Raw genomic sequence first — 20,352 nt, forward strand, 5'->3', positions numbered from 1 at the left:
GTGCGTAGGCTCCTGAACTCGCGAGGTGCGTTCCTGCTCGTCGCGGCCCTGCTCTGGCTGGGCCTCGACGCGGGCCGTTCCTGGAATGGCCACCGCGCCTACCGGGCGCCCGCGAGCATGTGGCACCACGCGAGTTCGGCGGACGTCGCCTGGCCCCCGGGCGTGGACGTGCCGTCCGACGCCCCGCTCGGGCGACGCGTCTTCGTGCAGCGCTGCGCTGTCTGTCATGGGCAGGATGGGCGCGGCGCGGGCCCGGCGGCTCCGTCCATGCGCCCACGGCCGCGCGATTTGACGACGGGTGAGCTGAAGGTCCGCTCCACTCCGGCCGGGACTCCGCCGTCCGATGAGGACCTGACCCGCACCATCCGCCACGGTCTTCGCAACAGCGCGATGCCGTACTTCTCGGACCTGCTGTCCGAGGAGGAGTTGCGCGCGGTAGTGGGCTACGTGAACGGGCTGTCGGGCTCGGACGCCGCGCCGCCGTCCGCGAAGGTCGACGTGCCCCTGGCGCCTGCCTTCACGCTGGAGACGGTGGCGCAGGGGCGGGCGGCGTACGCGCGGCTGCAGTGTGGCGTCTGTCACGGTGCGGAGGGCGGGCTGCGGCGGCGGTTCGAGGGCGTGGATGGTCAGGAGGTGATTGCCCCGGACCTGCGGCAGCCCTGGACGTTCCGGGGCGGCAGCGAGCCGGAGCAGGTGTGGCTGCGCCTCACCACGGGGATGCTCCCGGGCCCCATGCCTTCGTATGCGGATGCGTCCTCGCCGGAGGAGCGCTGGGCGCTGGTGGGCTACCTGCGCTCCATTGCCCTGCCTGCGCCATGGGAAGCGGGCGGGAAGCTCGCGGGGCTCGGACGCGAGCCGGACCTGCGGCTGCGGGGCGACTACCTGAGCCGTGCGCAGATCTGCCAGCTCTGCCACACCACGGCGAGCCCGGCCGGCGTCTACAACGCGGACGCGCTGCGGCTCGCGGGCGGCGTGCGGGTGGACGCGTATCCGCACAGCACCCAGGTGACGCGCAACCTCACCGAGGCTCGGAAGCGCTCCGAAGACGAGCTGATGGCCATCATCCGCGATGGCCGGATGCCGGACCGGCAGGTCAGCGTCTGGGCCATGACGTGGTCGCTGTTCCACGCGATGACGGACGATGACGCCCGGGCGCTCGCGCGGTACCTGCGCTCGCTGTCGCCCATCCCCCGGGAGATTCCGGACGTCGTCCACTACGGCGTTGTGGAGACGCTGCTCCGGAAGGTGCTCCTCGGGTTGCCGGAGGTGTTCCCCACGCGGCTGGTCTACAGCGATGGGGACTCTTCGGGCCTGGAGTCCGCCGCGCCGGTGGAGCGGGCGCTGTCGGTGGCGCAGTGGGTGGTGGGTGTATTGGCGCTGCTGCGCTTCCTGCTTCCGTTGCGCGGCGAGCGCCGGGATGCGCGGGCCTGGGCCCTGACGCTGGGGCTCGCGGGCGGGGCGGTGGGGCTCGTCTATGGGGGCTGGGTCGTCTACCAACTGCCGGCACTCGAAGGCGTTCCTCCCGAGCAGGTCGAGGCGGCCACGGTGGGCGGGCTGCCTCCGGTGGACCCCGGACGCGTCCGCACGCCGGAAGAGAAGGTGCTCGCCGAGCGGGGCCGCTACCTCTTCAACGTCGCCTCGTGCGTCATGTGCCACGGCCCGAGAGGGGACGGCGGTGCGATGATGTCGTGGCGGCCCTTCGGGACGCTCTACGCGCGGAACCTCACGAGCCACCCGGACCTCGGGCTGGCGAAGTGGACGGACGCGGAGATTGCCCGCGCCATCCGCAGTGGCATCTCCCGCGACGGCCGCGCGCTCCACTGGCAGGGCATGCCGTGGGACATGTTCTCCAACTTCGAGGAGGAGGATGTCCGGGCGCTCGTCACGTATCTGCGGATGCTGCCTCCGGTGGGCCTGAAGGTGAATGCTCCGGTGCCGCCCGCGCCCACCGATTGCGGCACCTACTCCCTGTTCCTGCTGCCCGTGAATCAGCCTCCCGGCTGTCACGACTGAGGCGGGAGGCGGGCACGGCCCGCACGGAAGGGATGAGCCCGGGCCACCTCCCCGGCCGCAGGTAGCAGCGGAAGGAACGTTCACTCCGCCAGCCGGCTGCCCCCCCGGCCGCAGGTAGCAGCGGAAGGAACGTTCATTCCGCCATCCGGCCGCCCCCAGCCGTGGGTAGCGGTGGAAGGAACGTTCATTCCGCCATCCGGTCACCCCCCGGCCGTGGGTAGTAGCGGAAGGAACGTTCCTTCCACTATCCAGTCGTCCTGGTGGGCGGACCGGGTGCACGGGCTTGTCGCGTCTTGGTGAGGCCGGGCGCGCTCGTCCTCGCCGGGGCTCCTCCGGTCGTGAGCGGAATCCGCCGGCTGCCTGCCTGGTGCCCAGGCGTCCCCTCCAATCGGAAGCCGGCAAGGTCCCACCCGGGCGGATTGACGCGGCCGCGCCATGGTGTAAATAGGATTCAGATGCTGAATCGAGATTCAAAAAGTAGAAAGCCGGCTCAGAATCTCCGCTCCCGGCTGAAGGAGGCCACCGCCGACGCCATCCTGGTGGCCGCGGCGGAGGTGTTCGCGGAGCAGGGGCTGGTGGCCGCGCGCATGGAGACCATCGCCGAGCGCGCGGGCGTGTCCGTGGGCACGCTCTACAACCACTTCGACGACCGGGCGGCGCTGCTGGACGCGCTGATGAAGCGCCGCCGCGAGGCGCTGCTGGAGCGGCTGGACGAGGCTCTCGCCGACTCGGATGGGCGCCCCTTCCGCGAGCAGCTCGCCACCTTCCTGGCCGCGCTGGCGGACCACGTGGCCGAGCACGGCGGCTTCCTGCGCGTCCTCATGCAGTCGGAGGAGCTGATGGACCGCAAGGCGCGCCAGGGCCAGTCTCGGGCGGAGCTGCACCGGCGGCTGGAGACGCTCATCGGCCGCGGCGTGCGCGCCGGCCAGGTGCGCCCCGAAGGCCAGTCGCTCTATCCCGCACTGCTGATGGGCATGCTGAGCGCCGTCTTCCATCGGGAACTCGGGGCCAGCCAGGGCGGTGAGGGAATGGAGAAGAACCTGGAGGAGCTGTCGCGCGTCTTCCTGAAGGGCGTGGAGGTCTGACGCCATGGCATCCACCATCGCCCTCAATCCACCACCGGCCGTCCCGGTCCCGCGCAAGGTGACGAACAAGTGGCTCGTCACGCTGTCGGTGACGTTCGGCACGCTGATGGGCGCCATCGACTCGTCCATCGTCAACGTGGCCATGCCGCAGCTGCGCGGCGCGGTGGGCGCCACGGTGCAGGAAATCACCTGGACGACGACGGGCTTCGTCATCGCCACGGTGATGGTGATGCCGCTGACGGGCTTCCTCGGACGCCTCTTCGGTCAGAAGCGCGTGTACCTGGGGTGCCTGCTGCTGTTCGTGGTGGGCTCGTTCCTGTGCGGCCTGGCGTGGAACCTGCCCTCGCTGGTCCTCTTCCGCTTCGTCCAGGGCCTGGGCGCTGGAGCGCTCCAGCCCACCGAGCAGGCCATCCTCCGGCAGACCTTCCCGCCCGAGGAGCAGGGCACGGCGATGGCGCTGTTCGCCATGGCCGTCATGGTGGGCCCGGCCATCGGCCCCACGCTGGGCGGCCTCATCGTCGACAACCTCCACTGGTCCTGGATCTTCTTCATCAACCTCCCGGTGGGCATCCTTGGCTTCTTCATGGTGGCGCGCTTCGTCCAGGAGGACGAGGAGCTGCGGACCTTCGCGCGGGCGGAGGCCGAGCGTCAGCGCAAGCACATGGACTGGGCCGGCATCATCCTGCTGTGCGTGGGGCTGGCCTCGCTCCAGTACCTCCTGGAGGAAGGGCAGAGCCATGACTGGTTCGAGTCCGGCGTCATCACCGCGTGCACCCTGGTGTCCTTCACCTGCCTGGCCGCCTTCGTCATCCGCGAGCTGACCGCGGAGGTGCCCGCCGTCAACCTGCGGCTGTTCAAGGACCCCGTGTTCGCCTCCGGCACGGTGTTCAACGCGCTGGTGTTCTCCATCCTCATGGCGAGCATGTTCCTGCTGCCGCTGTTCATGCAGGAGCTGCTGGGCTTCACCGCCACCCAGTCTGGCCTGGCGCTGATGCCGCGCACGCTGGTGATGATGGTGATGATGCCCATCGTCGGGCGCCTCTACCGGCGCATTCCGCCGCGGATGCTCATCCTGACGGGCGTGGTGCTCACCGGCCTGGGCGCGTTCCAGATGAGCCACTTCTCGCTGCAGACGGGGACGGGCAACATCATCGGCGCGATTGCCCTCCAGGGCGTGGGCTTCAGCCTGCTGTTCGTCCCGCTCTCCACCGTGGCGCTGTCGAAGGTGCCGCGCGAGCGGATGGCGGATGCCACCGGCCTCAACTCGCTGCTGCGGCAGGTGGGCGGCTCCATCGGCCTGGCCATCTTCGCGACGCTGCTGTCCCGCTTCACCGTGCACGCCACGGCTGCCGTCTCCGCGCACGTCACGCTGGACCGGCTGGAGGTGGCGACTCGGATGGCGGCCATGCAGAAGGGCCTGTCCGGCATGGGCATGGACGCGGTGAGCGCCCAGGCGCTGGGGCTCCGCATGATGGCCGGCACCGTCGCGCGGCAGGCGGCGGTGCTCGCCTTCGACAAGCTCTTCGTGCTGGCGGCGCTGCTCTTCGTGGTGGTGCTGCCCCTGGTTTTCCTGCTCAAGGCCCCCAAGGGTGGCCCGGCTTCCGGTGAGAAGCCGCACATCGACGTGGAGATATAGAAGATGTCGACTCCTTCCTCGGCTCCCCAGCTCGTCACTCCCGAGAGTCCGGCCAAGGCCCCTCAGGCCCCGCGCCGGAGCGGCAAGCGCGCCTACCTCATCCTCGCCGGCGTCGTGGCGGCGGTGCTGCTGCTCATCGGCGGGTTCAAGGTCCTCACCGTCGGCCAGGAGGCCACCGACGACGCGCAGGTGGAGGCGGATGTGGTGCCGCTGTCCGTGCGCGTCTCCGGCCCCGTGCTGCGCGTGGCGGTGGCGGACAACACGGTGGTGCACAAGGGCGACGTGCTCGTGGAGTTGGACGCGCGCGAGTACGCCGCCCAGGTGAAGCAGGCGGAGGCGGAGCTGGAGTCCGCGCGCGCCCAGGCGGACGCGGCGGACGCGCAGGTGGCGGTGACGACGGCGGGCGCCAAGGGCGGCTTCTCCACGGCGCGCGCCCAGATGTCCACCAGCGCCGCGGCGGCGGGCGGCGCCGAGGCCCAGGTGGCCGCGGCCCGGGCGGCCCTCAGTCGCGCGGAGGCCCAGGCGCGCAAGGCCGAGCTGGATTTGCAGCGCGCGAAGACGCTGCGCGAGCAGAACGTGGTGGCGCAGCAGTCGCTGGACGACGCCCAGGCGGGCTCCGACACCGCGAAGGCCGCGGTGGAAGGTGCGCGCGCGCAGCTCACCGCCGCCGAGGAGAGCCGCCGCATGGCCCAGGGCAAGGTGGCCGAGGCCCAGGGACAGCTCGACCAGAGCGCGCCCATCGACTCGAAGATTGCCGCGGCCCAGGCCAGCGCGGCGCTCGCTCACGCCCGGGTGAAGGCGACCGAGGCGACACTGGAGCAGGCGAAGCTGCGGCTGGACTACACCCGCGTCCTCGCGCCCTCGGACGGGCAGGTGTCGCGGCTGTCCGTCCATGAAGGCCAGTTCCTCGGCGCCGGGCAGCTGGTGGCGGAGCTGGTGCCCACGCAGACGTACGTGGTGGCCAACTTCAAGGAGACCCAGGTGGGCGACATGAAGCCGGGCCAGGTGGTGGAGGTGGAGGTGGACGCGTACTCCGGCAAGACGCTGGAAGGCCGCGTGGAGAGCCTGTCGGGTGGCACCGGCGCGCGCTTCTCGCTGCTGCCGCCGGACAACGCCTCGGGCAACTTCGTGAAGGTGGTGCAGCGCGTGCCCGTGCGCATCGCCTGGAGCCACCCGCCGGAAGGACTCACCCTGCGCGCGGGCCTGTCCGCCCACGTGACGGTGCACACGCGCAACTGAGTGGCGCGTTCCGCCGGTGTTGCAGAAGTGCAGGGCCCGGTCGGTTGGGCGCCGGAGCGCGATGCTCCGGCGCGGTGACGCGCGCTAGCGTCCGTCGGCATGCACACCCGACTGCTCGTCTTCGTCCTCGCCGCCGTGTGTCTCGTGGCCCCTCGTGCCCAGGCCCGGCCCTACCGCGCCATCATCACTCGCACCGCGGAGACCACCCAGAGCGGCAACCTGGAGCTGGGCCTGCGGTACCAGGGCTTCTTCGCGCTCGACTTCGAAGAGTCGCAGCCCTACCAGCAAATCTCGCCGAGCTTGCGCTTCGGCATCCTCGACAACCTGGAGGTCAACCTCTACCTGGAGCTGCTTGCGCTGGGCCTCCCGGGAGAGGACGAGTTCGAGCTCGCCTTCGGTGACATCCCCGTGGGGTTGCAGTGGTCCTTCCTGAAGACGCCGAAGGTGGCGCTGGGTGTCTACGGGCGCGTCACGCTGCCCACGGGCCCCAGTGAGGAGGACGGCATCATCCCCAGCCTGTCGGACGGCACGTGGGACTGGGAGGGCACCCTCATCGGCGAGTTCCGGGCGACGAAGGACCTGCGCTTCATGCTCAACGGCGGCTACTTCCACCAGGGCACGCGCGACAGGGGCACGCTGCCGGACTTCGACGTCCCGGACGCGGTGCAGGTGTCGCTGGCCGGCACGTACAACCTCGACAAGTTCACCATGCTGGGGCTGGAGGTGGTCAGCCGCATCTATTTCGAGGATGTGATTACGCCGGTGTGGCGCGACAACGCCACGCAGGTGGAAATCATCCCCGTGCTGCGTCACGAGGCCTTCCCCGGCCTGGTGCTGGAGGCCGTCGCGGGCGTGGCGGTGACGCCGGAGCTGAGCGAAATCTACCAGTTCCGCGTCCTGCTCGGCGGCACCTACGAGTTCGACCTCGCCTCGGGGCCGAAGCTGCCCACGAAGGAGGAGGACCTCCGCCGGCCCAAGGTGCCCTCGCGCCGACGCCGCTGAGCGGGGCCGGTCGTCCGAGAGCCATTGCTCGCCTGCCTGGACTCCTCCGAAGGGGCAGGCCCTGGAGTGCCCGGGAGTGGACCTACAGGAAACCCACGTCTTCGCTGTTGTCCCCCATGCCGTAGTGTTCATACAGGGTGGGGCGTCATGGGAAGGCCGGCCAATGAGTCAAAAACAACCAGAACGCGCACAGACCGATGGCAGCCTTCGCAGCGAGCGCGCCAGGACGGACTCGGAGCTGGACAAGAAGCGGGCCTCGATAGCCGAGGATTCGGACGAGGTCCTCGCTCGCGCTCATGCCCGCGCGGATGGCGTGCTCAAGGCTGCCCGCGCGAAGGCCGACACGGCGGGTGTTGGCTCGACTGCTGCGCTCAGGGGCGAGCGAAAAGAGGAGGACCGCGCCCTGGCCGAGGAGCGCACCTCCCAGGCTGCTCAACTGACCCGCGAGCGCGAGGAGCGGCGGAGAGCGCTCGCGGAGCTCCTCCGCTTCGAGCGTGACGAGACGGACAAGGACCTGCTGATAGAGCGCACGGGGGCCGACGCCGCATTGGTCACCCGCGATGACTTTCTCGGGATGGTCAGTCATGACCTCCGCTCGATGCTGGGAGGCATCGCCGTGAGTACCGCCCTCATGGTGAAGGAAGCGACGAACGACGCCGCTGGCAAGAAGGTCGTGCAGCGTGCCGAGGGCATCCAGCGATTCACGGCCCGCATGAACCGCCTCCTCGGCGATTTGCTGGACGTCGTCAGCATCGAGGCGGGTCAGCTCCAGGTGAGTCCCGTGCCCGACGACCTCACCCGGGTGATGCGCGAGTCGGTCGAGGCCTTCCAGCACGTGGCCTCCGCTCAAGGCATCTCGCTCTCGGTGGTCGACTCCCCCGGACCGCTCCTCGCGACTTTCGACCCCGAGCGCGTCCTCCAGGTCCTCGCGAACCTCCTGAGCAATGCCTTGAAGTTCACCCGCGAAGGCGGCCGGGTCGAGCTTCGCGCCGTGTCAGAGGGCGCGCTGTGCAGGGTCTCCGTCACCGATACCGGCTCGGGAATCCCGGACGACCAGCTGGAATCGATTTTCGAGCGGTTCCGCCAGGTGAGCCGGTTTGACCGCCGCGGGCACGGGCTCGGGTTGCACATCTCCAAATGCCTCGTCGAGGCACATGGCGGGCGCATCTGGGCGGAGAGCCGCCTCGGGAGTGGCAGCACATTCCATTTCACGCTGCCGCGCGCCGGGGAGTGATGTCACGGGGCGGCGGACCCGCGGTGTCAGGCGGTACCCCGCATTTCAGGGCTGTCCAGGATTTCGTTAGGGTGCTCTCCCTTTCGAAGTCCTGGAGGTCCCATGCACTTGCGTCGGTTCTCGTTCCTCGTCGTCCCCTCCGTTGCCGCGTGGCTCGGCTGTGCTGGCGGTGAGCCCGGCACGTCGCCGGAGTCTGATGAAGGCCTTCCCCAGGTGGTGGTGGTGGACCCCGGGCAGGCGGGAGATGGGACGTGGATGGGCGTGGAGCTCGCCGCGGGTTGTGACACGGATGGCGGCACGCCCAGCAACACGGTGCTGGTGACGAGCTCCACGCGCTACCACACGGCGGCGGGCGTGGCGACGCGGCCCAATGACATGTCGGCGAGCCCTCCCGAGGTGCTCGTCCCCAACGGGTTGACGTTCACCCGTATCACCGGCACGGCGGTGGACGGCGGCTACCAGTTCACTGGCGTGCCCTCCGGCGCGTACTACCTGAAGACGGGCACCAGCTACATCGTCACGGACGAGCGGCAGGTGGAGCTGGGTACCAACCGGTTGGGACGGGCGGACACCGTCTTCACCTCGCAGTACGTGACGCCGCTGCAGCTGAACCTGTCGGGGCTGGCGCCGTGGACGCCCTACAGGAGCTCCTTCTTGCCGGGCTCCAGCGTGGCGGTGGCATCCGGCCAGGTGGAGGTGTTCGGCGAGATGGAATTTCCAGGAGGGGTTGCCGCGGGCCAGACGAGCCTCGTGACCAACCAGGCCTCGCTGCCCAATTTCATGGGCAACTTTCCCGTCTTCAGCGCGAGCGCTGGAGACAAGCTGTACGTGAGCCAGCTCGGACAGCAGGACGCGGGCACGCTGCCGGACGGGGGCGCTCTGGCCTACGAAACGGTGGTGCGCGGCCTGGAGACGAGCGCCTTCAACTTCACGCCGAACGGCACCGCCGCCCTGCCCATCAGCGGGGTGATGCAGCCGGTGAGCATGACCGAGCTCCCCATCGAGTGGCGCCTGCCCGAGTACACCATCCGGGCCTCGGAGGTGCATCCGGCGGCCACGCTCGGCACGTCCACGTTCAGCATCGTTCCCGCCGCGCATGGCCTGACGAACGGGTGGATTGGCTATTCGGGCGAGCTGCTCAACCTCCTGCTGCCGCAGGGCGCCTCGTTCAACCTCACGCGCCGGCTGACGTATGGCAACCCGTTCCCGTCCACCTGGGGCGTGGTGGGGACCACGAGTTACTCGTTCCGGGTGGTGGGCACCGTCGCCGGCAGCCCCACCCAGTACACCGTCAGCGGTAGCATCGCCACGTCTGACCGGCTGGAGAACCTCGTGGCCGGTCCGCTGCTGCCGCGCGTGACGTCGCCCCGGTCGCTGAGCATCGACGGGATTGCGGCGAGCGTGCAACGCGAGGTGGGCACCGTCAGCCCCGTCATCTCCTGGCTGCCGCCGTCCATGGGCTCACCCTCGGCGTACCGGATGACCCTCTACCGGTTCCCGCCAGGGCAGACCAACGCGACCACGCATGCGCGCTTCTACCTGCCCGGCTCGGCCACGCAGGTGCGGCTGCCGGCCGGGACGCTGGCTCCGGCCTCCATCTACTACCTGCGCGTGACGGCGGTGGACGCGCCCAACTACGACGTCGAGCACGAGCCGTTCGTCTCCGCTGAGCGGCTGCCCTACGCCTCCGCGGACGCCCTCAGCTCCCTGTTCACGACGCCGTGAGAGGGGCTCGCGAGGCTCACCATGTACCCACGTCGGTGGACAGCGGCACGGAGGAGGGGAGCCCGGTGAGGCCCACCACCCAGGACTGGGGGAACGCGGACGCGGCGGCGTTGTACTGCGTGGCCAGCCCGTCATAGCGGCGCTTCTCCACCGCCACCCGGTTGTCCGCTCCGGAGAGCTGCGCGTCGCGCTCCGGGCCGGGGGTGGCGGTGGTGTACCGCTGCTCCACCTCCACGCGGCGCTCCAGCACGTTGCGCACCTGCGCGCGCTGGCGCGTCACTTCCTGGAGCGTGGTGTTCAGGCCGTTGCGCACGGACAGCCCGCTCAGCCCGGCCACGCCCGCGAGGCTCGCGGCGACGATGGCGCCCAGCCTCAGGCGTCGGCCCAGCCGTTCCCTCCGGGCCTTCGCCAAGGCCTCTTCCTCTCGCCGGGCCTGTTCCTGCTCCTGACGGCGTTGCGCCAGGGCCGCCATCGCCCGGTCGATGTACTGGCCGGGGATGTCCAGTTCCTCGCCGATGCGCTTGAGGTCGTCGGCGGTGAGCGTCTCCGGCGCGGCGTCCTTCTGCATCATCCGCGTTGCGGTGTGGATGAGGTCGTCCACGTCGTCGTAGGCGACCTGTCCCTGGGGCGGGCGGTTTCTGGGGGACTCGCTCATTGCGGCGACGATACGCCGGATGCGCGCGGGGCCGGAAACAGGGCGCTGCCCCTTCAGGGGAGCTTCATCCGCCGCTTCTGGTTCTCGACGGGACCGGGTCTCAGTAGAGCGGGACGTGGCCTCCGCGTGCCCTGCATCGGCCCGCGCCAGCTCGACTGCCCGGCTCGGTAACCGTGTTACCCTTCCCGCAGGAGGTGCCCGGGCACCTCCCGAGGGGAGACTCCTGGTCCGGAGGTCCGGGACAGGCTGTCACCTGGGGGGCAGGCAAGGGAACTCGTATGCTGGGGCAGGGGGCTCGCGCCGCTCGCCTCAGGTGTGTTGGAACGGGCTCCCAGAAAAACGCCGAGAGACGAGTGACCGCATGACGGACGACGTTGAGGTTTCGGACTCTCCAGATATCGCTGTCGTCGGAATGGCCGCCCGGCTGCCCGGCGCGCGGGACGTCGACACGTACTGGCGCCGCGTGCGCGACGGGGTGGCGTCCGTCACGTGGTTCACGGACGCCCAGCTGCTGGCCGCGGGGGTGGAGCCTGCGCTCCTGAAGGACCCGAACTACGTGAAGGCCGGCATGGTCTTCGAGGGGCTGGAGGACTTCGACGCGGGCTTCTTCGGCTTCAACCCGCGCGAGGCGTCCATCATGGACCCGCAGCACCGGCACTTCCTGGAGGTGTGCTGGGAAGCGCTGGAGCACTGTGGGCACCCGCCCGAGTCCTTCAAGGGCCCCATCGGCGTGTTCGGCGGCTCCGGCATGAACGCGTACATGCCGTACAACCTCTTCACCAACCCGCAGTTGATGGAGCAGGTGGGCCTGTTTCTCGTGCGGCACACGGGCAACGACAAGGACTTCCTCACCACCCGCGTCTCGTACTGCCTCGACTTGCGAGGCCCCAGCGTCAACGTGCAGACGGCGTGCTCCACCTCGCTGGTCGCCATCCACTCGGCGGTGCAGAGCCTGCTGTCGCGCGAGTGCGACCTGGCGCTCGCGGGGGGCGTCACGCTGGAGCTGCCGCACCACCGGGGTTACCTGTACCAGGAGGGGGAAATCCTCTCGCCGGACGGGCACTGCCGCGCGTTCGACCACCGCTCGCAGGGGACGCTCTTCGGCAGCGGCGTGGGCGTGGTGGCGCTGCGCCGGCTGGAGGACGCGCTGGCGGATGGGGACACCCTCTACGCGGTGGTGAAGGGCAGCGCGGTGAACAACGACGGCGCGCGCAAGGTGGGCTACCTCGCGCCGTCCGTGGATGGGCAGGCGGATGCCGTCGTGGAGGCGCTCAACGTCTCCGGCGTCAGCGCGGACAGCATCGACTACATCGAGTGCCACGGCACCGGCACGCCGGTGGGCGACCCGATTGAAATCACCGCGCTCACCCAGGCCTTCCGCACGCAGACGCAGAAGTGCGGGTTCTGCCGCATCGGCTCGGTGAAGACGAACATCGGCCACCTGGACACCGCGGCCGGCGTGGCGAGCTTCATCAAGGTCGTCCAGATGATGCGCCACCGGCAGCTCGCGCCGAGCCTCCACTTCGAGAAGCCCAATCCGCAAATCGACTTCGCGCGCACGCCGTTCGCGGTGAATGCCACGCTGCGCGAGTGGGCGGCGAAGGGCGGGCGGCCCCGGCGCGCCGCGGTGAACTCGCTGGGCGTGGGCGGCACCAACGCGCACGTCATCCTGGAGGAGGCTCCGGCGCAGTCGCTGACGTCCGCCGCGCGGCCCTTCGAGACGCTCTGGCTCTCCGCCCGCACGCCCGCCGCGCTCGAGCGCGCCTGCCGCAGGCTCGCGCAGCGCCTGGGTGAGCAGAACGCACCGAACCTGGGGGACACGTCCTTCACGCTGCTGGCCGGCCGCCGCCGCTTCGCGCACCGGCGCGCGGTGGTGGCGTCCTCGCGCGAGGAGGCCATCCGCCTGCTGGAGCAGCCCGAGCCGGCCCGCACCGCGCAGGCCCACACCGAGGCGGCGGGGCGCTCGGTGGTGTTCCTCTTCCCCGGTGGTGGGGCTCAGTACCCCGGCATGGCGAAGGGGCTCCACGAGCAGGAGCCCGTGTTCCGCCGCGCGCTGGAGGAGTGCCTCGCGCTGCTGGAGCAACACGAGTCGCTGAAGCTGCGTCCCCTGCTGTTCCCCGAGGCCGGCAAGGAGGCCGAGGCGCGCGAGCAATTGGAGCAGGCCACGTACGCGCTGCCCGCGCTCTTGTCCGTGGAGCTGGCGCTGGCCGCGCTGTGGAAGTCGCGTGGGGTGACGCCCGTGGCGTGCCTGGGCCACAGCATGGGCGAGTACGCCTGCGCGCAGCTCGCCGGGGTGCTCTCGGTGAAGGACGCGCTCGGCATCGTGGCGTGCCGGGGGCGGCTCTTCGACCAGCTTCCCGCGGGGGCGATGCTCAGCGTGGAGCTGCCCGAGGCGGAGCTGAAGCCGCTGCTCGGGCCCGGGCTCGATTTGGGCGCGCACAACGCGCCGGGCCTGTGCCTCGTCTCCGGTGAGGTGGCGGCCATCGACGCGCTGGAGGCGCGGTTGAAGGCGCGCGAGGTGGAGGCCCGGCGCCTGCACATCCGCTTGGCCGCGCACTCGCGCATGCTGGAGCCCATCCTCGCGCCCTTCCGCGAGTACCTGTCCAAGGTGCGCTTCTCCGCGCCGACGGTGCCGTGGGTCTCCAACGTCACCGGGACGTGGATTGCGCCCGAGGAGGCCACGTCCCCCGACTACTGGGTGCGCCACCTGCGCCAGCCGGTGCGCTTCGCGGAAGGGGCGGGCGTGCTCCTGGCGGACAAGGCGCGCGTGTACCTGGAGGTCGGCCCCGGGCAGACGTTGTTGTCGCTGCTGCGGGCGCAGGGCGAGAAGCCCCAGGCGGAGGGGCTCGTGCCGTCGCTGCGACACCCGAATGACGCCGTCGCGGACCTGGCCTTCTTCCAGCTCGCGCTCGGGCGCCTGTGGGCGGCGGGCGTGGACCTGGATGCGGCGGCGCTGTTCGCGGGACAGAAGCGGCGCCGCGTGGGCCTGCCCACCTATGCGTTCGAGCGCGAGCGCCACTGGGTGGAGCCGGGCGCGGGCTCCTTCATGGCCCGGCGCGAAGGTGAGCGCCCGCTGGTGCGCGAGGAGGACGTGTCGCGGTGGGGTTATGCGCCGCGCTTCCGCGAGCAGCCGGGCCCGAAGCCGGAGGCCCCAGCCGAGAAGGAGCGCTGGCTGCTGCTGGCGGACGCGGAACCCCTCGCGGAGGAGTTGTCTCGCGAGCTGGGGGCGCGGGGGGCGCTCGTGCAGCGTGTGTTCCCGGGCGAGGCGTTCGCTCGGAGGCCGGATGGCGCCTTCACCCTGCGGCCCGATGCGCGCGAGGACTGGGAGGCGCTCTGGGACGCGCTGGGCTCCGAGGGCCGTGTCCCTCCGAGGCTGGTGGACCTGCCGGCCGTGGACGCGGGAGCGGGAGGCTGGGCGCGCGCGGTGTCTCGCCACCTCTTCGCGCCGCTCGCGCTGATGCAGTCCCTCAGTGCCGAGTCGCTGCCCGCGGGGCTTCGCTACGTCCGGGTGATGCGCGGCGGCATGTCGGTGGACGGGCCCGCGCGGACGCCGGAGCAGGCACTCGCCTTCGGTCCCATCCTCGTGGCGCCGAAGGAGCTACCCGAGCTGTCCGCGCGCGCGGTGGACGTCGAGCCAGGCTCCGCCCCTGCGACGCAGGCCCGCGAGCTGGCGGACGAGCTGCTGCGTCCGGACGTGGATGTACCCGTGGCGCTGCGCGGAGGACGCCGGCTCGTGCAGGTGCTGGAGCGGGCCGCCTTGCAGGAGGCGCCGACGCCGCTGCGCGAGCAGGGTGTCTACCTCATCACCGGTGGACTGGGCGGCATCGGTCGGACGCTGGCGGAGCTGTTCGCGCGCAAGGTGAAGGCTCGGCTGGCGCTCGTGTCCCGGTCCGCGGCCAGTGCCTCAAACGCGGAGGTGAAGCGCACGCTGGAGGCGCTGGGCGCCGAGGTGCTGCTGCTCAAGGCGGACGTCTCGGATTCGGGCCAGCTCCAGGCAGCTCTCGCCGAGGTGAAGGCGCGCTTCGGGGCGCTGCACGGCGTGGTGCACGCGGCGGGCGGGCTGGAGGATGGGCCGCTGGAGTCGAAGACGCGGGACTCGGTGCTGCGGGTGCTGGCGCCCAAGGCGCTCGGGGCGCTCGCGCTGGAGGAGGCGCTGCGAGGCGCTCAGCTCGACTTCTTCGTCAGCTTCTCGTCGACCAGCGCGCACCTCGGTCCTCCGGGGCAGGTGGACTACGTCGCGGCCAACACGTTCCTGCTGGCCCAGGCGCCCCGACTGGAGGCGTCCGGCACGGCGAAGCGGGCGCTCGCGCTGGGGTGGGGCGTCTGGCAGGAGGTGGGCATGGCGGCGGCCCAGGTGGCGCCGCGGCTTCCTCCGGGCGAATCGGTGCCCCACCCGCTGTTGCAGCGACGCGTGGACGCGCCTTCGGGTCAGCATGTCTTCCGCGCCATCTACGACGCGAAGGCGCTCTGGGTGTTGGACGAGCACCGCATGCGCGGCGGCGGGCCGGTGCTTCCGGGCACGGGCTTCGTGGAGCTGGCGCGCGCGGCCTGGGAGACGGTGCGTCCGGGCACGCCGCTGGACGTGGACCACCTCGCCTTCGTCGCGCCGCTCGACGTGCCCGACGGTGAGGTGCGCGAGGTGGAGGTGGCGCTGGCACCCGAGGGTGAAGGCTTCACCTTCCGCGTGTCGAGCCGCGCGGCCGGAAACGCCTGGATGGAGCACGCCACCGCGCGCCTGGGCCCGGCGGTGAGCGGACCTCCCGCGCCGCTCGACGTCGGGGCGGTGCGCTCGCGCTGCACGGCTCGGCCGCTCACGTTTGGCGAGGGTGAGCAGGCGCTGCCCCAGGACGCGCTCATCGCCTTCGGTCCGCGCTGGAAGGTGCTGCGCAGCGCGGGCTTCGGTGCGTCCGAGGCCCTCGCGCGGCTGGAGCTACCGCATGCGCTTCTCGGAGACCTGGCGACGTACAGGCTGCCGCCCGGGTTGCTGGACATCGCCTCCGGCTTCGCCTTCTCGCTGCTGCCGGATGCGGGCCAGCCCGGAAAGCTGCACGTGCCCGTCTCCTACCGGCACCTGCGCGTGTGGGGCGCGTGGCCCGAGGTGGCGCTGAGCCACGTGCGCGTGCGCCAGGAAGCGGGGCGCGGGGCACTGCTCGACGTCACCCTCTGTGACTCGGACGGCCGTGTCTTCTGCACCATCGAGGGCTACCTCGTCGCCGCCGTCGAGGCGAAGCGGTTCGGCCGCTCGCCGCGCAAGCAGGGCTCGCTGCTGGAGACGTGGCTGCCGCTGGGCATCAAGCCCGAGGAAGGGCAGGAGGCCTTCCTGCGCGCACTGTCCCTCTCCGGCACGCAGGCGTTGTTCGTCAGCTCCATGGACCTGCACGGGCTGGCCGCGCGCCTGCGCCCGAAGCAGGAGGCGGAGAAGCCCGTGGCCTCCGTGGCTCCGCCGCAGGGCGCGGCCCCGGCCCAGGCGGCGGCGGACGCTCCGCGCGATGACGTGGAGCGCAAGCTGGCGGAGTTGTGGCAGCAGCTGCTCGGCGTGCAGAGGGTAGGGCTCAAGGACAACTTCTTCGACCTCGGTGGGCACTCGCTCATCGCGGTGCGCCTGTTCGCGCGCATCAAGAAGACGCTCGGCGCGGACCTGACGCTGGCCACGCTGTTCGAGGCACCCACGCTGGAGCAGTGCGCCGCGCTGGTGCGCGAGGCCGCGGGGATTCCCTTCACGCCGGACGCCGCTCCGGGCAACACGGCTCCCGCGGCCCCGACGCCCGCACTGAAAGGCTGGACGCCGCTCGTCGCCATCCAGAAGGGTGGCTCCGGCATTCCCTTCTTCTGCGTGCACGGCGCGGGCGGCAACGTCCTCAACTTCCGCGGCCTCGCCGGGGCGCTTGGTCGGGAGCAACCGTTCTACGGTCTCCAGGCGCGCGGCGTGGACGGCAAGCTGCCGCCCGCGGACAGCATCGAGGAGATGGCGAACATCTACCTGGAGGGCATCCGCCAGGTGCGCCCGCATGGGCCCTACATGCTCGGCGGCTACTCCGGCGGCGGCGTGGTCGCCTACGAGATGGTGCAGCGGCTGCGTGAGATGGGCGAGGAGGTGTCCCTCCTCGCGTTCCTGGACACCTTCCATCCCAGCACCCAGGAGCGGCGGCTGACCTTCGACGAGCGGCTGAATTCGCTGCGCGAGGAAGGCCCGGCGACCTACCTCAAGAACCGGCTGCGCAAGAAGGTGGAGCGCGACGGCAACCGGCTCATCAACACGCTGAAGCTGCGCTGGTACGAGCAGCGCGGGGAGTCGCTGCCCATCGAGCTGCGAGACCTCCAGCTCACCGAGCGCTTCCAGCTCCTGTCGAGCCGCTACGCCCCGCGTGCCTACAGCGGGCCGGTGACGCTGTTCCGCGCGCAGGAGGTGAACCCCATCTACTCGCACATGGGCGCGACGCTGGGCTGGGAGCCGCTGGTGCCGACGCTGCGCATCCGCGAGGTGCCGGGGGACCACGACAGCCTGGTGCGCGAGCCGAACGTTCACATCCTGGGGCGCCTGTTGCGCGCGGCGCTGGACGAGGCTCAGCAGGCGGGCCGGAAGTGAATCGCCGGGAGCTGACGGTGGCGGCGCTCGCGGCCGCCCTGGGGGGAGTCGTGCTGAAGTTCGGCTGGCTGGACAGGAAGGCGGAAGCACCTGGGCCCTTCCCCTATGACGGAGCACCCCTGGCCTCCGGCGCGGAGGCGCGGCTCACCGCCGGCGGGTGGAGGCTGAGCGATGTCGAGGGTCCCCCTCGGCAGCGCGCGCTGACGCGGGCGCCCGCGCCGGGCGAGACGCGCTGGGTGGTGTTCTTCGGCGGCAACGGCCCGGGCTATCTCGAGGAGGCGCGCTCCGTGCTGGAGGCGCTGGACGCCGGACGCGGGCTGGGGCTGGCCGCGGTGGCGCCGCCGGGCTTCGACGGCTCACCCGGGAGCCCGTCGCCCAAGTCGCTCCGTGCCGGGGCCGAGGCGGCGGTGCGCTGGCTCGTCGCCACGCACCGGCCGGGCCCGGGCGCCATCCACCTCGTGGGTTTCTCCATGGGGAGCAACGCGGCGCTCGCGGCGGCGCACGCGCTGGCGAAGGACGGGATGCCGGCGCGCGGCGTCGTCCTCCTCGCGCCCTTCACGTTGATGGACGTGACGGACAAGGGGCTGCGCGGCCTGCTGCGGACCCCGGACCGCTACGACAACCTGTCGCTCGCCGCCGCGGGTCTGCCTCCGGTCCGGGTGCTACACGGACTGGCGGACGCGGCACTGCCCGCCTCCCATGGCGAGGAGCTTGCTCGCAAGCTGGGGGCTTCCTTCCACGCGTTCCCCGGAGTGGGGCACGCGGAACTGCTGAAGGACTCCGCCGCCCTCGCCGAGGCCTCGAAATCCTTATGACCACGACCGTCGAGTCGCCCACCTGCTTCATCATCGGCGAGGGCACCCTCGTCGTCCCCTGCGCGGAGGCGCTCCAGGAGCGGGGCGTCCGGATTCTCGGGCTCGTCACCCGCGAGCCCTCCCTCCAGAAGTGGGCGGAGGCGCAGGGCCTCCAGCACGTGCCTCCCGGGGACGGGGTGCTGCCCTTCCTCTCCGCCACGCCCTTCGACTGGCTCTTCAGCATCGTCAACCTGAGCCTGGTGAAGGACGAGGTGCTGCGACTGCCCCGCCGCATGGCCATCAACTTCCATGACGGGCCGCTGCCCCGCTACGCGGGCCTCAACGTCACCTCGTGGGCGCTGCTGCACCGCGAGCCCCAGCACGGCGTCACGTGGCACGAGATGACCTCGGGCGCGGACAGGGGGCGCATCCTCAAGCAGCGCCTCTTCGACGTCGCCCCCAACGAGACGGCCTTCAGCCTCAACGCGCGCTGCTACACGCTGGGCATGGAGACGTTCGCCGAGCTGGCCGCGGAGCTCGTCGACGGTCGGATGGAGTTGTTCGACCAGGACTTCTCCCAGCGCAGCTACTTCGGCCATGCGCAGCGCCCGGAGGCGGGGGCCCTCGTGGCACTGGACGGCGACGTGGAAGATGCACGCGCGCTGGTGGCGGCACTGGACTACGGCGGCTATCCCAACCCGCTCGCCTTCGCGAAGCTGTGGCTGGGCAGCGCACCGGTGGCGCTCTCCGAGGCACGCGCGGTGGAGGAGGGCTCCGACGCGAGCCCGGGCACCATCGTCGCGATTGAAGATGACGCGCTGACGCTGGCGTTCGGCGGCGGTGACCTCACGCTGAAGGGGCCGAAGGGCCTGTGCGGCGCGCCGCTGTCGTGGGCGGAGCTGCTGGGCTCCCGCAACCTCGCGGTGGGCGATGCGCTGCCTCCGGCCCCGGAGGAGCTGCGCACCCGCCTGTCCGAGGTGGGGGCGCTGGCGGGCCGGGCGGAGGCGTTCTTCCTCGGACGGCTGGAGACGCTCGCGCCTCCGGACCTCCCCTTCCTGGGGGGAAGCTCGAAGGAGGAGGGCACGCACTCGCTGATGCTGGCCGCCAGCGACGTCGCCGCTGGTTGGGCCACGGACCTACCTCCCGAGGAGCGGCTGCTCTTCACCGCGGCGGCCTTCCTGTCGCGCCTGTCTCCGGAGCCGCGCTTCGACGTGGGCTTCAGCGATGCCGGTACGCGTGCCCGCGTGCGCGACGTGGAGGGCTTCTTCGCCTCGCAGCTCCCGCTCCGCCTCGAGCTGCCCATGAAGGACGCGCCCGACACCGCCGTCGCGGCCTTCCGCAAGGCGCTGACGCAGCTGCGCGAGAAGGGCGTCATGTCACGTGACTTGCTCGGCCGCTCGCCGCAGCTCTCCGGCCTGCCGCGCCACCTGGGCGAGGTGGCGTACCCTGTCGCGCTGTGCCTCTCCTCGCCGGGGGAGTTGAGCCACGCCGTACCCGGCGCCGCGCTGACCGTCGCCGTGGACTCAGATGGGGCGCAGGCCCACTTCCTCTTCGACGCCTCCCGGGTGGACCCGAGCCGCGTCTCCGAGCTGTCGCGCCAGCTCACCGCGTTCCTCGCGTCACTTCACGAGTCTTCGAGCCGGCCCCTGGGTGAGCACGACCTGCTGGGCGCGGAGGAGCGCGCGCTGCTCGCGAAGTGGAACGACACCCGGCGCGAGCTACCGGAGGACGCCACCCTTCACGGTCTCTTCAAGGCGCAGGCGCGGCGCACGCCGGACGCCACCGCCCTCGTCTGTCGTGGCGCCACGCTGACCTACCGCGAGCTGGATGAGCGCAGCGACGTGCTCGCGCGCCACCTGCGCGGCGAGGGCGTGGGCCGGGACGTGCGCGTCGGCATCTTCATGGATCGCTCGCTGGAGATGATGGTGGGCGTGCTTGCCACGCACAAGGCGGGCGGCTGCTACGTCCCGCTGGACCCAGCGTATCCGGCCGAGCGCCTCGCCTTCATGGTGGAGGACTCGGGCTGCCACCTGGTGCTGACGCAGGAGCGGCTGCTCTCGCGAGTGCCCCGGGCCGCGCGGCAGGTGCTCGCGGTGGACGAGGCATGGGAGCGCATCGCCACCTCCGAGGATGCGCAGACTCCTCCTGCCGGGCCCGACAGCCTCGCCTACGTCATCTACACCTCCGGCAGCACGGGCAGGCCCAAGGGGGTGATGATCGAGCACCGCAACTTCGTGAACTTCGGCCTCGGCATGGACGAGCGCCTGGGCACGGAGCGCGGCACGTGGCTCGCCGTCACCAGCCTCAACTTCGACATCTCCGTGCTGGAGCTGCTCTGGACGCTCACCCGGGGCTTCACGGTGGTCATCCACGCGGAGCGGCA

Annotated in this window: 10 protein-coding genes and 2 pseudogenes; 11 read left to right on the top strand and 1 reads right to left on the bottom strand. The window is 71.2% G+C overall.

Annotated elements, in window-relative coordinates; genetic code table 11:
• The 7 genes from G4D86_RS37250 (at position 1) to G4D86_RS37280 (ending at position 9,934) form a co-directional block, all read left to right on the top strand.
• Positions 1 to 2,013: a cytochrome c gene (locus tag G4D86_RS37250; protein WP_163998988.1), complete on the top strand. Its 2,013-nt coding sequence runs from the start codon at positions 1 to 3 to the stop codon at positions 2,011 to 2,013.
• A gap of 455 nt (positions 2,014 to 2,468) precedes the next feature.
• On the top strand, positions 2,469 to 3,098 hold the full coding sequence (locus tag G4D86_RS37255) for a TetR/AcrR family transcriptional regulator (protein ID WP_163998990.1): 630 nt from the start codon (positions 2,469 to 2,471) through the stop codon (positions 3,096 to 3,098).
• Positions 3,099 to 3,102: 4 nt separating this feature from the next.
• Positions 3,103 to 4,734 carry a DHA2 family efflux MFS transporter permease subunit gene (locus G4D86_RS37260; RefSeq protein ID WP_163998992.1) on the top strand — a complete coding sequence of 544 codons (1,632 nt, stop codon included), beginning with the start codon at positions 3,103 to 3,105 and terminating at the stop codon, positions 4,732 to 4,734.
• A 3-nt stretch (positions 4,735 to 4,737) separates the two neighbouring features.
• A complete protein-coding gene (locus G4D86_RS37265; protein ID WP_163998994.1) occupies positions 4,738 to 5,973 on the top strand; it encodes an HlyD family secretion protein in 1,236 nt (411 codons plus the stop codon).
• A 99-nt stretch (positions 5,974 to 6,072) separates the two neighbouring features.
• A complete protein-coding gene (locus G4D86_RS37270; protein WP_163998996.1) occupies positions 6,073 to 6,975 on the top strand; it encodes a transporter in 903 nt (300 codons plus the stop codon).
• Positions 6,976 to 7,051: 76 nt separating this feature from the next.
• Positions 7,052 to 8,209, top strand: coding sequence for a sensor histidine kinase (locus G4D86_RS37275; RefSeq protein WP_163998998.1), 1,158 nt, complete (start codon positions 7,052 to 7,054; stop codon positions 8,207 to 8,209).
• Positions 8,210 to 8,311: 102 nt separating this feature from the next.
• Positions 8,312 to 9,934: a hypothetical protein gene (locus G4D86_RS37280; RefSeq protein WP_163999000.1), complete on the top strand. Its 1,623-nt coding sequence runs from the start codon at positions 8,312 to 8,314 to the stop codon at positions 9,932 to 9,934.
• A gap of 16 nt (positions 9,935 to 9,950) precedes the next feature.
• On the opposite strand, the gene G4D86_RS37285 is transcribed toward G4D86_RS37280, so the two are convergent.
• A complete protein-coding gene (locus G4D86_RS37285; protein WP_163999002.1) occupies positions 9,951 to 10,589 on the bottom strand; it encodes a LemA family protein in 639 nt (212 codons plus the stop codon).
• Positions 10,590 to 10,950: 361 nt separating this feature from the next.
• On the opposite strand from G4D86_RS37285, the gene G4D86_RS37290 reads away from it, so the two are divergent.
• The 4 genes and pseudogenes from G4D86_RS37290 to G4D86_RS54545 all read left to right on the top strand — a co-directional run.
• Positions 10,951 to 17,175: a type I polyketide synthase gene (locus tag G4D86_RS37290; RefSeq protein ID WP_163999004.1), complete on the top strand. Its 6,225-nt coding sequence runs from the start codon at positions 10,951 to 10,953 to the stop codon at positions 17,173 to 17,175.
• On the top strand, positions 17,172 to 17,990 hold the full coding sequence (locus tag G4D86_RS37295; RefSeq protein ID WP_163999005.1) for an alpha/beta hydrolase family protein: 819 nt from the start codon (positions 17,172 to 17,174) through the stop codon (positions 17,988 to 17,990). The genes G4D86_RS37290 and G4D86_RS37295 overlap by 4 nt, the downstream gene beginning before the upstream one ends.
• Positions 17,987 to 18,475, top strand: a pseudogene (locus tag G4D86_RS54540) (formyltransferase family protein); the annotation flags it as partial. The gene G4D86_RS37295 and the pseudogene G4D86_RS54540, both read left to right, overlap by 4 nt.
• 45 nt (positions 18,476 to 18,520) lie before the next feature.
• Positions 18,521 to 20,287 (top strand): annotated as a pseudogene (locus G4D86_RS54545) (AMP-binding protein); the annotation flags it as partial.
• Positions 20,288 to 20,352: the final 65 nt, after the last annotated feature.

It is taken from the genome of Pyxidicoccus caerfyrddinensis, from assembly GCF_010894405.1.
Taxonomy (GTDB): domain Bacteria; phylum Myxococcota; class Myxococcia; order Myxococcales; family Myxococcaceae; genus Myxococcus; species Myxococcus caerfyrddinensis.

Excerpts from the sequence above, each read along its gene's own strand:
- G4D86_RS37255 (WP_163998990.1), top strand. The coding sequence starts at position 2,469 with ATGCTGAATCGAGATTCAAAAAGTAGAAAGCCGGCTCAGAATCTCCGC.
- G4D86_RS37260 (WP_163998992.1), top strand. The coding sequence starts at position 3,103 with ATGGCATCCACCATCGCCCTCAATCCACCACCGGCCGTCCCGGTCCCG.
- G4D86_RS37265 (WP_163998994.1), top strand. The coding sequence starts at position 4,738 with ATGTCGACTCCTTCCTCGGCTCCCCAGCTCGTCACTCCCGAGAGTCCG.
- G4D86_RS37290 (WP_163999004.1), top strand. The coding sequence starts at position 10,951 with ATGACGGACGACGTTGAGGTTTCGGACTCTCCAGATATCGCTGTCGTC.
- G4D86_RS37285 (WP_163999002.1), bottom strand. The coding sequence starts at position 10,589 with ATGAGCGAGTCCCCCAGAAACCGCCCGCCCCAGGGACAGGTCGCCTAC.
- G4D86_RS37270 (WP_163998996.1), top strand. The coding sequence starts at position 6,073 with ATGCACACCCGACTGCTCGTCTTCGTCCTCGCCGCCGTGTGTCTCGTG.
- G4D86_RS37280 (WP_163999000.1), top strand. The coding sequence starts at position 8,312 with ATGCACTTGCGTCGGTTCTCGTTCCTCGTCGTCCCCTCCGTTGCCGCG.